The 11,145-nt window shown below is 41.0% G+C and carries 13 protein-coding genes; 10 read left to right on the forward strand and 3 right to left on the reverse strand.

The window, feature by feature from the left end; genetic code table 11:
• Positions 1–263: 263 nt before the first annotated feature.
• The 4 genes from ABVJ71_RS14450 to yunB all read left to right on the forward strand — a co-directional run bounded on the left by ABVJ71_RS14450 (position 264) and on the right by yunB (position 3,765).
• A complete protein-coding gene (locus tag ABVJ71_RS14450; protein ID WP_353854638.1) occupies positions 264–1,115 on the forward strand; it encodes a DUF72 domain-containing protein in 852 nt (283 codons plus the stop codon).
• A 63-nt stretch (positions 1,116–1,178) separates the two neighbouring features.
• Entirely contained in the window at positions 1,179–2,552 is a 1,374-nt protein-coding gene (locus ABVJ71_RS14455; RefSeq protein WP_353854639.1) for a bifunctional UDP-sugar hydrolase/5'-nucleotidase, read from the forward strand.
• Between the two features lie 67 nt (positions 2,553–2,619).
• Complete coding sequence (locus ABVJ71_RS14460) at positions 2,620–2,925, forward strand: DUF1805 domain-containing protein (RefSeq protein WP_353854640.1); 306 nt, start codon at positions 2,620–2,622, stop codon at positions 2,923–2,925.
• Positions 2,926–2,994: 69 nt separating this feature from the next.
• Entirely contained in the window at positions 2,995–3,765 is a 771-nt protein-coding gene (yunB, locus tag ABVJ71_RS14465) for a sporulation protein YunB (protein WP_353854641.1), read from the forward strand.
• Positions 3,766–3,795: 30 nt separating this feature from the next.
• Here yunB and ABVJ71_RS14470 read toward each other — a convergent pair whose 3' ends face one another.
• Positions 3,796–4,743, reverse strand: coding sequence for a M23 family metallopeptidase (locus tag ABVJ71_RS14470; protein ID WP_353856697.1), 948 nt, complete (start codon positions 4,741–4,743; stop codon positions 3,796–3,798).
• 325 nt (positions 4,744–5,068) lie between these two features.
• On the opposite strand from ABVJ71_RS14470, the gene lipA reads away from it, so the two are divergent.
• A complete protein-coding gene (lipA, locus tag ABVJ71_RS14475; protein ID WP_353854642.1) occupies positions 5,069–5,965 on the forward strand; it encodes a lipoyl synthase in 897 nt (298 codons plus the stop codon).
• A gap of 45 nt (positions 5,966–6,010) precedes the next feature.
• On the opposite strand, the gene ABVJ71_RS14480 is transcribed toward lipA, so the two are convergent.
• Entirely contained in the window at positions 6,011–6,646 is a 636-nt protein-coding gene (locus tag ABVJ71_RS14480) for a YhcN/YlaJ family sporulation lipoprotein (protein WP_353854643.1), read from the reverse strand.
• A gap of 120 nt (positions 6,647–6,766) precedes the next feature.
• Here ABVJ71_RS14480 and ABVJ71_RS14485 point away from each other — a divergent pair, with 120 nt between their 5' ends.
• Genes ABVJ71_RS14485 through ABVJ71_RS14495 form a run of 3 tightly spaced genes read left to right on the forward strand, consistent with a single transcriptional unit; the run spans position 6,767 to position 8,287 of the window.
• Positions 6,767–7,042 (forward strand): YutD-like domain-containing protein, encoded by a 276-nt coding sequence (locus ABVJ71_RS14485; protein ID WP_353856698.1) that lies wholly within the window; start codon positions 6,767–6,769, stop codon positions 7,040–7,042.
• A gap of 19 nt (positions 7,043–7,061) precedes the next feature.
• Positions 7,062–7,496, forward strand: coding sequence for a DUF86 domain-containing protein (locus tag ABVJ71_RS14490; protein WP_353856699.1), 435 nt, complete (start codon positions 7,062–7,064; stop codon positions 7,494–7,496).
• Between the two features lie 20 nt (positions 7,497–7,516).
• The gene (locus ABVJ71_RS14495) at positions 7,517–8,287 is read left to right on the forward strand and encodes a TIGR01457 family HAD-type hydrolase (protein WP_353856700.1); all 771 of its coding nucleotides are present in this window, start codon (positions 7,517–7,519) and stop codon (positions 8,285–8,287) included.
• A 39-nt stretch (positions 8,288–8,326) separates the two neighbouring features.
• On the opposite strand, the gene ABVJ71_RS14500 is transcribed toward ABVJ71_RS14495, so the two are convergent.
• The gene (locus ABVJ71_RS14500) at positions 8,327–8,827 is read right to left on the reverse strand and encodes a phosphatidylglycerophosphatase A (RefSeq protein WP_353854644.1); all 501 of its coding nucleotides are present in this window, start codon (positions 8,825–8,827) and stop codon (positions 8,327–8,329) included.
• Between the two features lie 114 nt (positions 8,828–8,941).
• Between ABVJ71_RS14500 and yutH the strand changes: the two genes are divergently transcribed.
• Complete coding sequence (gene yutH, locus ABVJ71_RS14505; RefSeq protein WP_353854645.1) at positions 8,942–9,973, forward strand: spore coat putative kinase YutH; 1,032 nt, start codon at positions 8,942–8,944, stop codon at positions 9,971–9,973.
• An 81-nt stretch (positions 9,974–10,054) separates the two neighbouring features.
• Positions 10,055–11,023, forward strand: a complete 969-nt coding sequence (locus ABVJ71_RS14510; RefSeq protein WP_353854646.1) for a D-glycerate dehydrogenase — start codon at positions 10,055–10,057, stop codon at positions 11,021–11,023.
• Positions 11,024–11,145 lie beyond the last annotated feature (122 nt).

Below are 11,145 nucleotides of genomic sequence, written 5' to 3' on the forward strand. Positions count from 1 at the left end.
TGTTGGTTAAGATAAATAAAAAAATAGACGGTTACTGTCAAAGTAACGAAAATCATTTTATATACTTGTCAATTAATATAACAAACAAAAAAGAGATCAGAATGGCACATGCGTCAGTCATCTTCATTCAGAATTATGGGTAAATATGATATGTTGTAAACAGAAGAATTTCTTTCAGAAAAATGGGCATCCCAAGGACAAAGATGCGTGCATAAGAAAGCCGTCTAATAAAACATACCTGTTTGTGGTAAGAGGTGACAAACTTGATTTATATCGGATTAACTGGTTGGGGAGATCATGACAGTCTTTACCCACCGAAAATAAGCAGCACACAAAAGCTGTTTCACTATGCTTCGACGTTTCCAATTGTGGAATTGGATGCAAGTTTTTATGCTGTTCAGCCCGAGCGCAATCATGAAAAGTGGATAAAGGATACGCCTGACGCCTTTCAATTCGTGGTGAAAGCGTACCAAGGGATGACGGGACATCAAAGGGGCGAGATGCCATTTGACTCAAAAGAGGAAATGTTTGATGCATTTAAAATATCGCTGACTCCGCTGATTCGTGAAGGAAAGCTTGCGATGGTGCTGTTTCAATTTCCACCATGGTTTAATTGTAAAAAGGAACATGTTCAATATTTAAGGTGGTGTAAGGAGAAAATGGGGGATATCCCTTGTGCACTTGAATTCCGAAATCGAACATGGTTTTCGAGCGAATTTTATCATCAAACCCTTTCTTTTATGGAGAAAGAAGAGTGGATTCATTCTGTGTGTGATGAACCTCAAGTCGGTGAGGGATCGATTCCGCCAGTGATACAAGCCACACATCCTGACAAAACGTTAGTCCGTTTTCACGGAAGGAATAAAGAGGGCTGGCTTCATCCGGCAGATCACGAAAACTGGCGTGAAGTCCGATATTTATATTTATATAATGAAGCTGAATTAAAGGAATGGAAAACGAATCTCGACATCTTGCATCAGCAATCGAAAGATGTTTATGTCGTGTTTAATAATAACTCCGGCGGAGATGCGGCGACGAATGGTCAGCAAATGATTGATTTACTTGATCTGACCTATTCAAGCTTATCCCCGAAGCAGTTAGACTTGTTTAGTTAAAGGAGAGCTGCGGCTTTCAACCTGAATGATATGGTTCAGTGACAACTTGAGGGAGAGATCGACATGCTGCAGAAGCTATGGTTATATCATACAAACGATTTGCACAGCCATTTTGAGAACTGGCCAAAAATTGCAGCCTATATTGAAGAAAAGCGCCAGGTTCACGACCAAATGCTATTATTCGATATTGGCGACCATATGGACCGAGTGAACCTGATGTCAGAAGCCGATTATGGAAAAGTGAATGTTCAGCTCCTAAATCAGCTTGGCTATGATGGGGTCACAATCGGAAATAATGAGGGGATTACATTGCCCCATGATCAACTGGATCAATTGTATGAAGATGCACATTTTCCGGTGATCCTATCTAATTTATATGAGAAAGGGAAGCGTCCTTCTTGGGCAAAGCCGTATCATATGATGACATTAGAAAACGGGCTGACAATGTGTGTCCTAGGTGTCACGATTGCTTATACACCTGTATATAAGCAGCTTGGCTGGGACATTACAGATCCATTTGAGAGCATTCGAGATATGTTGCATGAGGTAAGAGGACAGGCTGACTTCATTGTGCTCCTTTCGCATCTTGGCATCACCCATGATCGCGAAATAGCACATGATTTCCCAGAGATAGATGTCATCTTAGGTTCACACACGCATCACCTTTTAGAAAACGGAGAAATAGAGAACGGGGTGCTATTAGCGTGTGCTGAAAAGTATGGTCATTATATTGGATGCGTTGAGCTGACCTTTGACTCAAAGAAGAGACAACTCTTAGAGAAGAAAGCGACTGTACAACTAGTGGATCAATTGTTAAGCGAATCAGAAGAGGCCATTATCACCTTAAAGCAAGCAGAGAAAAGGGCAAAATTACTCATGCAGGAGGAAGTGACGTCGATCCAGACGAAGCTTGAAACAAAATGGTTCGACACATCCCCTCTTCCGCAGCTATTAACAGATGCCATTAAAGATTGGTGCGGGGCAGATATCGGCATGATGAATGCAGGCATGGTACTGGATTCTTTAGAGGCTGGGGTTGTGACAAGAGAAGAGATTCATCGCATATGCCCCCATCCGATTAATCCGATTCGTGTGACTCTTACCGGCAAACAGCTCCGAGAAACAGTCCAGCGGGCAGCTGAAGAGAAAATGGAGCAGCTTCGCATCAAGGGCTTCGGCTTCAGAGGTGAAGTGATGGGGAAAATGCTATATAGCGGATTAACCTATACAATAGAAGCAGAAAAAGCAAAACGGGTACAGGCTGTATTTGTCAATGGACATCTGATCAAAGATGATGATTCATATACAGTTGGAACTGTTGATATGTATACATTAGGATCGCTGTTTCCTCATATACGTGATCATGAACACATTGAATATTTTATGCCGGAGTTTTTACGTGATTTGCTTAGTTGGCGATTGAAGGAAGCTAGGTGATTTCCGCTTCAGCCTAACAACACTCGCCTTCATTTCACATAGATTGTGATGAAGGGAGTGAAGGGATTTGGTGAATTTAACGCCTATGACAATTGATGGGCATTCCTTTACAGCCGTCACAGTCAAACTGCCAAAGACCAATTTCATGGCAGTTACAAATGAGCATGGTTATATCATGTGCGGTGCACTTGATGTCGGGCTCTTAAATGAAAAGCTCGCAGACAGAGGCATCATCGCAGGGAGAGCTGTCGGTGTTAGAACGATCGAACAACTGCTGGATGCCCCTTTGGAATCTGTGACATACGCTGCAGAAGCGTTAGGAATTCAAGCTGGGACGATTGGAAGAGACGCATTATTAAAAATGGTGAAATAAAATGTAGAGATGATTCCTATCCCCCCGCCTGTCTGCATACACTTGTTATGTAGAAGGGGGGATTTTTTAATGAGAATGAACCGTCGTTATCGCCCCTACAAAAAGGGCCCTTTGCCATTTCGTTATGTCATGCTGCTTGCCGTTTTATTTTTTGTGCTGTCAACGGTTATAAGCCTCTTCTTCATTAACCGTTCGATTAAACCAACACTGATTCATATTGCCGAGTTAGAGACAGAACGCATTGCGAATCATCTCATTCAATATTCTGTTCAGGATTTTGCAGCAGATCAGGAAAATATGAAAGATATGGTTGTGATGAATACAAGTGAGAATGGAAAAGTGACGACGATAGATTTTAATGCACAAGCAACATCAAAAGCAATGGCTGAATTGTCACGTCACCTTCAAAAAAATCTAGAAGACATTGAAAAGGGGATTTTTCAAAAGAAAGCCAAAGAAGCATTAAAGAATCAAACAGACGGCCATGACGGTATTATATACAATATCCCGCTAGGACAAATTTCTGGAAATGCACTCATTGCAAATCTAGGACCAAAAGTACCTGTGCGATTTAGTCTCATTGGCGACCCGCATACCGACGTCGAAAAAAATGTAAAACCATATGGCATAAATAATGCACTGATTGATATCAGTGTTCTCATAGAAGTCAAGGTAAGGGTCATCATCCCGTTTGCCTCTGAAACCATTGTCGTGAAAAATTCTGTTCCTGTATCAATACAAGCGGTTCAAGGAGATGTACCTGATTATTATAATGGAAGCGGGACGAATTCGACTTCTCCATCCATTGTTCTGCCGGAGAAAAAGGATAAAGAAGAGTAACAGCCCAATCAATGTATTGGGCTGTGTTTTTTATGATTTTCTTTTACGTTCGGCTCTCTCCCACGCCTTTAAATGCGGATATGGGTCAAATGACCATTCAGTTCGTCCGTTGTCTTTGTACATGCCATAATGCAGATGAGGCGGAAACTTACCCGCTGTTCCAGGCGGACCATACCCTGAGCTTCCGACAGACCCAATGACCTGTCCAGGTTCAACAATCTGTCCAGTCTTGAGTCCTTTTGCAAAACCGTTCAAATGGGCAAAATAATGATAATGATTATGAATGTCTCTAATTCCTATCCGCCATCCGCCAAAGCGGTTCCAGCCTTTCATTTCAATGACGCCGTATGATGTTGCACGTACAGGAAGACCATAGTGTGCAAATAAATCAGTCCCCTCATGGATTCTTCTGCCGCCAAATCCTCTCGCATCTCCCCATGTACTCCGGTAGCTGTAATCAGCCCCGACTGGAAGCGGAAATGCATGTTGATCTAGATCAAGATGGCCATAATGCTTAAATAACTTCATAAAAGATGAAATGATACCAACCGTTTGATCACGTCCATAATAGTCCCATAAGGCGATTTTTAATTGATCGGTTCCAGTGCCATAGTGCAGCAAATATTGAGCGAATGTAAATAACACATCTTCATCGTTATCACTTTCAGCCTTCCCATCCCCATTTCCATCAAGTCCAATGCCGTCAAATACTTTAATACTAAGTGGAGATGAATCATGCTTATTCGGATTTTCTGGGCCGATCCACATTTCCCGGGGAATGTAAATGCCGATCACACCTTTTTGTTTTGGCAAATCTCTTCTGCTTTTTCGAATGTTTTGTTCATATTGATCGACAGCGGCAAGCACATACCATGGAACCTGTGTTGTCATAGCGACTTTTTCATATAATGCCATTCGCTGTTTCAGTTCATCTTTCTTATGGTGAGATTCTTGTGCATGAATAGGGATAGGTATCATTGAAAGAGCAATCATTATGGCTAAAACAACTTTCACAAACGTCCATCTCCTTACTTCCAATATTATGTCCTATCGTTTAGTGTGGTTTGATTGCTATGTTTCATAAGAAGAAAATGTTAGTAATTTTTCTTCTGCTCATTTTAGGAGGTATTTGGGTTTTTTTGCAGCTCATTCTCTTGTTGTTCAATCTGTACTATGTTAAAGTGTCTAGAGAAAAGGCTTTAGCCGAAGAATCATTTTTTTGCAGCTTTAGGCTGCATCCATCGTATATAGCAGGAAGATTTTTGTATATGCACCTTAATGAATTCATATGGAGATGATGGAATTGGCAAAGAAGGAAGAGCACGTAAGGAAGCCGGACTGGCTTAAAATTAAACTGAATACAAATGAAAACTATACCGGTCTGAAAAAAATGATGCGAGAAAACAACCTTCATACTGTTTGCGAGGAAGCGAAATGTCCGAATATTCATGAATGCTGGGCAGTAAGAAGAACCGCTACATTTATGATCCTCGGTTCTGTTTGTACGCGCGCATGCCGTTTCTGTGCGGTGAAAACTGGACTTCCAACTGAGCTTGACTTGCAAGAGCCAGAACGTGTAGCAGATTCTGTTGCTTTAATGAACTTAAAGCACGCTGTTATCACAGCGGTTGCAAGAGATGACTTAAAAGATGGCGGAGCGGGCGTATTTGCTGAAACGGTTCGTGCAATTAGAAGAAAAAGCCCATTTACAACGATTGAAGTTCTCCCTTCAGACATGGGTGGTAATTACGATAATTTGAAGACATTAATGGATACACGTCCTGATATTTTAAATCATAATATTGAAACAGTGCGTAGGTTAACACCAAGAGTTCGTGCACGTGCTACATATGATCGTTCATTAGAATTCTTGCGTCGTGCAAAGGAAATGCAGCCTGACATTCCAACAAAATCAAGCATTATGATTGGACTCGGTGAAACGAAGGAAGAAATCATTGAAGTCATGGATGATCTTCTTGCCAATAACGTTGACATCATGGCAATTGGTCAATATTTACAGCCTTCAAAGAAGCATTTAAAAGTACAAAAATATTACCATCCAGATGAGTTCGCAGAGCTGAAGGAAATTGCGATGTCAAAAGGATTTAGCCACTGTGAAGCTGGTCCGCTTGTCCGTTCTTCATATCATGCAGATGAGCAAGTAAACGAAGCGTCCAAAAAACGTCAGGCGCAGGCATAATCAGAAAACGCCAGAGGATTTGAGAGTTCTGGCGTTTTTTTCGTGCTAATTTTGACCATAAGGCGCATTCCGCCTCATAGTACGGTCAGAGTTTGTCATTCCATTTGGATCTTCCTTATTTGAAATATCCCCGCCTTGAGGTGAGTATTTCATTTGCTGAATGGTTTTTGTTAAAATTTGATCAAAATCGCGTGAATTGGTTTGAAGACGTGAAAAATTGGCAATGGATTGAAAGTGCTCTGGATTATCAGAGACGTACACATGATAATAACGAGGGAGAACAGAAACGGCTGTTTTCTTTACTTGATCGGCTGATTCATCTCTATTTCGATTTCCTGTTCGATACACAATGAGTGCATCCTCATCTGTGACAAGTGTCGCTACATCTTGAATGTTAGGTAGCTGTACGGCTAAACTTGTAATCACATGGGCAAGATGTTCGCGGTTTAAAGCAGGTGTTTTTTCTTTCTGATCCGTTACTTGCTGCCGTTGATAACGAACATATCCTGCTCTGTTTGTGTCGGCTTCTGGCATGTTGGAATTGTTTCCTTCATGACGGTCAGACAGCCTGATGGTTTTACTTGAAGAATCTTCATCCACTTGCCTGTTCATTCCTGATTGAATGCCGCACCCGCCTAAAAGCATGCACAGGAAGATGATGGCTGTAAGTCGTTTCATCATAAAAGTGACCTCCTTTTTTCTTTAGTTTCGTCTAAAACTGAAAAAACATGCTTTAGCAATTGATGGAGTTCTTCCAATGAATTATCATTAAAGATGGATCGTTTAAAAAGAGGTGAGAAGATGATCGTCATTCAGAATGCTACCTTTGATCTTGTGAAAGAAGTCAAAGACGGCTTTAATGAAGAAGCATTTAAAGCGAGATACTCAGATATTTTAAATAAGTATGATTATATTGTTGGCGATTGGGGCTACAATCAGCTAAGGCTAAAAGGGTTCTTTGATGACCAAAATCAAAAGGCCACATTTGATACGAAAATTAGCACACTCGATGAATATATTTATGAATACTGTAATTTTGGCTGTGCATATTTTGTCTTAAAACGAATCAGAAAATAACGCAAAGGGGAGCGTCATGATGTATTTCGTAGACAGAAACAAGATAGAAGAGACATTACGTTTTTTCGAAGAGCAATATGACTTGATGCGCAGTCACCAAACATGGACAAGCCCATTAGAGAAAAAAGCGCTGGAACGTATCGTCCATTTGCTCGTCGAATGTATTCTTGATACAGGAAATGACATGATTGATGGATTTATTATGCGTGATCCTGGAAGCTATAATGACATCATGGATATTCTTGTAGATGAAAAGGTCATTCCAGTTGATGAAGGCAGTCAGTTGAAAAAACTGTTCTCATGCCGAAAAACACTTGTTCAACAATATCAAGATGTCGCTCACCGCGACTTATTGCAAGTAATCAGCGAAGTAGAAAAGGCGCTTCACGTCTTTCCGAAGAGGATTCGTACTTATTTGGAGCAGGAGCTTGGTCCAGTATCAGCATTTAAATAAACCATTGGAGTTGTGAAGTCATTATGAAATACAAAGGCTATTTAATTGATTTAGACGGTACAATGTATAAAGGAACTGAAAAGATAGAAGAAGCGGGTCAATTTGTTCAAAAATTAAATGAAAGGCAAATCCCTTATTTATTTGTGACGAACAATTCATCGCGTACCCCAAAGCAGGTAGCGGAAAAGCTCGTTTCTTTCGACATTCCAGCAACAGAAGAACAAGTATTTACAACAAGTATGGCGACAGCCAACTATATTGCTGAACAAAAGAAAGATGCATCGGTCTATGTCATCGGAGAAGAAGGAATCAAGCAAGCCATCGAAGAAAAAGGATTACACTTTGGACATGAAAACGCAGATTTCGTCGTTGTTGGTATTGACCGAGGCATTACATATGAAAAATTAGCAGTGGGGGCCATTGCGATTCGTAATGGTGCGCAATTTGTATCCACGAATGGAGATATTGCCATCCCAACAGAAAGAGGGCTCTTACCAGGAAATGGCTCTTTAACTGCTGTGCTGACAGTATCAACGACCGTCCAGCCAACGTTTATTGGGAAGCCAGAGTCTATCATTATGGAACAAGCAATGCGGGTACTTGGCACAGATGTGTCTGAGACACTGATGATTGGCGATAACTATGACACAGATATCATGGCAGGCATGAATGCAGGAATGGATACACTGCTCGTTCATACAGGCGTGACAACAAAAGAGTTGCTTCAGCAGTATCAAAAGCAGCCAACGTATGTGATTGATTCTTTATCCGAGTGGATGCTGCGACTGTAAATAAAAAAGAGGACATGCGTCACGCAGTGTCCTCTTTTTTTATTTAGCATTTCTCGCACTATGTGCAAGCCGGCTTGAAGCGGCCGCAGCAATTGCCCCTACAATGTCATCTAAGAAGGTATGGCACTCACCTGTGGATTTGTCATTTAGTCTGCCGAGAATCCCAGGCTTTTCTTTATCAATATATCCATAATTCGTAAAGCCGATAGAACCGTAAATATTGACAATAGCAAAAGATAAGATTTCATCCACTCCATAAAGGCTTTCGTCAGTTTCAAGAATCGATTGGAGCGGTTCTGTCAGTTTCTTTTGTTCAGCTAGGACATCCAGTTCAACGCCTGTTAAAATTGCATTTTGCACTTCGCGTTTTGCAATGACACGCTCCACATTATGGATACATTCTGACATGTCTAGGCCAGGATGATACTTTTCCTGTAAAAAGTAGACGAGATCTGCAATATCTTGAATGGTTACGCCTCGCTCTTGCAAACGGCGTCTTGCTTTTTGTTCTACTTCGTTCATCTCATGATGATTTGGCATCTATTATTCACCCAATCCTCGTAATTTGTCCACAACGTGTAAAAAACTTAGGATATTAAATAGTATTCATAATTCCATCAACCTGCGACTACGATATGATAAGAGATCGATCATATGAACGCAGGTGAAAAAATGAAAGAAACAATTTATTACACATTTGGTATTGATGTTCGCCAGTTTATCCCATATGGCAGCTATCAGAGCTTTCAAACGGCGAAGGCTCTGTTCATTATTGTTCCGGTATCTCATTTGCGAGAAGAAGAAGTCACAGAGCTTTATTATATCAGTCAGTATTTACTGAATGAAGGTGACCCATACGTCGCTGTGTTTGAATTAACAAAAGAAGGCAAGCCAACCTTTACACACGGAAAGGAGCTGTATGCCCTCTTAAAGGCAGCACCGCCGGTCACTAGCCGTTCATTTCAGCTTGCGCCAGAGTTGGCGGCTTTTCATCTTAGGGGAAGAGGGTTTCCTTATGAGGTGTCAGAAACAAAGCGGGTGGGAGCTTGGAAGGAATTATGGGCAAAACGATTAGATCAGCTTGAAGGGTTTTGGATGCAGCAAATGCACCAAAAGCCGCTTGAACCATTTGAAAAAAAATTTATTGAATCCTTTCCGTATTATCTAGGATTAACGGAAAATGCAATTCAATATTTAGTTGATACTGAGTTCGACGATATACCGAAAGAATGCGACTCAGGTACTGTCTGCCATCAGCGTTTTTCGCGCATGACATGGCCGGTTGGTCAGCCTCTTCGTTTACCTGTAGATTGGGTATTTGATCATCCAACAAGAGATATTGCCGAATATTTAAGAGAAACATTTGTACAGCATAAAGAAGATTTAATCGAAGAAGGCTTTTCCTTTTTACAGCAATATGAGCAAGTCATGCCACTTTCTTCATTTTCAAAACGATTGTTATACAGCCGTCTCCTCTTTCCGCTTCATTATTTTGAAATCGTGGAAGGTTACTATATGTCAAGTGAAAGTGAAAAGTCTTATTACGAAGAGCGGTTAGAATATGTATTGAATGATGTGAGTCGCTATGAATATTTTCTTAAGGTCTTTCAGGAAATGAGTGCCATGCGAAGCGGAGGAAGTTTGATTCCAGCTATTAGCTGGATCAATCAAGTTGCTTATTTGTAAAGTGAATAACCTCAAACGTCTCTTTTCTCTTGAGGCGTTTTTCGTTATGCTTGAATTAATAAAAATAAAGGAGTGGTCTTCTTGACAAAACCTTATGTATACATCACAAGAAAACTAGACGAAACATCACTCACACCTTTAAAAGAAGTCGCTCATATTGGTATGTGGCCGCACGAGGATGAGCCTTGTCCAAGAGAAGAGTTAGAGATACAAGCAGCAAAAGCTGATGGACTGCTGACAATGCTGTCAGATCAAGTGGATGAGGCGCTTTTATCAAATGCTCCAAACGTAAAGGTTGTAGCAAACCTTGCTGTTGGATATGACAATATTGATGTTCAAGCTGCAAAAGAACAAGGAATTATTGTCTGTCATACACCTGACGTATTAACAGAATCCACGGCTGATTTAGCCTTTGCGCTTCTCATGGCATCGGCTAGACGGATCGTCGAGGCGAGCGATTGGATGAAGAAGGGAAAATGGACAGGCTGGGGACCATTTCTCCTTGCTGGTGCCGATATTCATCATAAAACCCTTGGTATTGTCGGGATGGGCAGTATCGGAACAGCGCTTGCAAAGCGGGCAAAGGGTTTTGATATGAAGGTGCTTTATCATAACCGGTCAAGAAAGCCCGAGGTCGAGAAGCAATTAGGTGTTTCATATGCATCCTTTGAAGATTTGCTATCTGAATCTGATTTCATCGTGTGTCTCACGCCATTAACGCCAGAAACGAAGCTCATGTTTAATGAAAAGGCATTTGATCAGATGAAGAGATCTGCTTATTTCATCAACGTATCAAGAGGACAGACCGTCGATGAGGATGCGCTATATGAAGCTGTCACAACTGGTAAAATTGCAGGAGCGGGCTTAGATGTGTTTAGTCAGGAACCTGTCAGTCCCACCCATCCGTTAACCAAGTTAAACAATGTGACGGTTCTTCCTCATATCGGAAGCGCAAGTGTAGAGACAAGAAAAGCAATGATGCATCTTTGTGCAGAGAACATAGCCCTTGTCTTACATGGTAAACAAGCAAAAACGCCAATTCATCCTTAAATGAAAAGCATCTAAAGTTCGGGAGCTTTTCTAACAAAAATATTTAGAATATATAGAATCTTGATATAAATAGATGTTAAGCGGTTTCATTTTGATATTGTTCTGTTTTATCATCTTGTCAA

Origin of the sequence: Bacillus sp. Bos-x628 (assembly GCF_040500475.1) — a bacterium.
Taxonomy (GTDB): domain Bacteria; phylum Bacillota; class Bacilli; order Bacillales; family Bacillaceae; genus Bacillus; species Bacillus maqinnsis.

Excerpts from the sequence above, each read along its gene's own strand:
- ABVJ71_RS14500 (WP_353854644.1), bottom strand. The coding sequence starts at position 8,827 with ATGCCAAATCATCATGAGATGAACGAAGTAGAACAAAAAGCAAGACGC.
- ABVJ71_RS14470 (WP_353856697.1), bottom strand. The coding sequence starts at position 4,743 with ATGATACCTATCCCTATTCATGCACAAGAATCTCACCATAAGAAAGAT.
- yutH (WP_353854645.1), top strand. The coding sequence starts at position 8,942 with ATGAACGCAGGTGAAAAAATGAAAGAAACAATTTATTACACATTTGGT.
- ABVJ71_RS14480 (WP_353854643.1), bottom strand. The coding sequence starts at position 6,646 with ATGATGAAACGACTTACAGCCATCATCTTCCTGTGCATGCTTTTAGGC.
- ABVJ71_RS14490 (WP_353856699.1), top strand. The coding sequence starts at position 7,062 with ATGTATTTCGTAGACAGAAACAAGATAGAAGAGACATTACGTTTTTTC.
- ABVJ71_RS14485 (WP_353856698.1), top strand. The coding sequence starts at position 6,767 with ATGATCGTCATTCAGAATGCTACCTTTGATCTTGTGAAAGAAGTCAAA.
- ABVJ71_RS14455 (WP_353854639.1), top strand. The coding sequence starts at position 1,179 with ATGCTGCAGAAGCTATGGTTATATCATACAAACGATTTGCACAGCCAT.
- yunB (WP_353854641.1), top strand. The coding sequence starts at position 2,995 with ATGAGAATGAACCGTCGTTATCGCCCCTACAAAAAGGGCCCTTTGCCA.